Genomic DNA, 1,291 nt, shown 5'->3' with positions numbered 1-1,291 from the left:
CTCAGTGTCAGGGTGAGGTGCCGCATGTTGCGGTGGTTGGATCCTGATCACCTGATGTCTGGCTCGTACCGTCGGTGCCGCCTTCGGGTTGGCGTGCATGCGTTTTGTCGGCATCAGGTGTGAAGGACCGGCCGGCGTGACTTGATAGGAGCGTGGCATTCGCCCCCACTGAGGTTTGTCCGCCGACCGGCCCAACCGTCACCTCACAGTGAAGGAGGCAACCACCATGGTTGTTGTTGGAGCCGATGTACACAAGCGCACGCACACTTTCGTCGCGGTCGACGAGGTCGGGTGCAAGGTCGGTGAGAAGGTGGTAAAGGCGACCACCGCTGGTCATGCCGAGGCGGTGATGTGGGTCCGGGAGCGCTTCGGCGCCGAGGTGGTGTGGGCGATCGAGGATTGCCGGCATTTGTCGGCCCGACTGGAGCGTGACCTGTTGGGTTTTGGGCAGTCGGTGGTGCGGGTGCCGCCGAAGTTGATGGCCCAAACCCGGGCGAGCGCACGCACGCGGGGCAAGTCTGACCCGATTGACGCGTTGGCGGTTGCGCGGGGTTTTCTGCGTGAACCGGATCTGCCGGTGGCCTGCCATGATGAGGTGTCGCGGGAGTTGAAGTTGTTGGTGGATCGCCGGGAAGTCCTTGTGGCGCAACGTACCGCGACCATCAACCGGCTGTTGTGGCGGGTGCATGAGCTTGATCCCGAACGCGCCCCGAAGTCGCGGTCGTTGGATCTGGCCAAGCACCGCCGCATCCTGGGTGAGTGGCTAGACACCGTGGACGGGCTGGTGGCCGAGTTGGCTCGCGACGAGCTGGCCGACATCACCCGGCTCACCGAGGCGATCAACGCCTTGGCCAAGCGCATCGGACAGCGAGTTCGTGACGTCGCCCCGGTGCTGCTTTCCCTTCCGGGCTGTGGGGAGTTGACTGCGGCCAAACTGGTCGGCGAGGCCGCCGGGGTGACCCGGTTCAAAAGCGAGGCCGCCTTCGCCCGCCATGCCGGAGTCGCACCCGTGCCGGTGTGGTCGGGCAATACTGCCGGCCGGGTGCGCATGACCCGCTCGGGCAATCGCCAACTCAACGCCGCCCTGCACCGCATTGCCGTCACCCAGATCCGCCTCGAGGGACTCGGGCAGGCCTACTATCGCCACCGCATCGCCGCCGGCGACTCCACCAGCGAGGCCCTGCGCTGCCTCAAACGCCGCCTATCGCGAATCGCGTTCGGATACCTGCACACCGACCACCAAAACAGAACTCAGCCGTGCCAACCGGCCGCGGCTTGACATAGGAGAAAC

The 1,291-nt window shown here is 65.5% G+C and carries 1 protein-coding gene; it reads left to right on the top strand.

The window, feature by feature from the left end; translation table 11 throughout:
- The first annotated feature begins 208 nt into the window (after positions 1-208).
- Positions 209-1,279: an IS110 family transposase gene (locus tag MFM001_RS24255; RefSeq protein WP_192887052.1), complete on the top strand. Its 1,071-nt coding sequence runs from the start codon at positions 209-211 to the stop codon at positions 1,277-1,279.
- Positions 1,280-1,291: the final 12 nt, after the last annotated feature.

This window comes from Mycobacterium sp. MFM001, assembly GCF_003402475.1.
Classification (GTDB): Bacteria; Actinomycetota; Actinomycetes; order Mycobacteriales; family Mycobacteriaceae; genus Mycobacterium.
The sequence above is the reverse complement of the archived record's forward strand: the minus strand, read 5'-3'. Positions and strand labels throughout refer to the sequence as shown.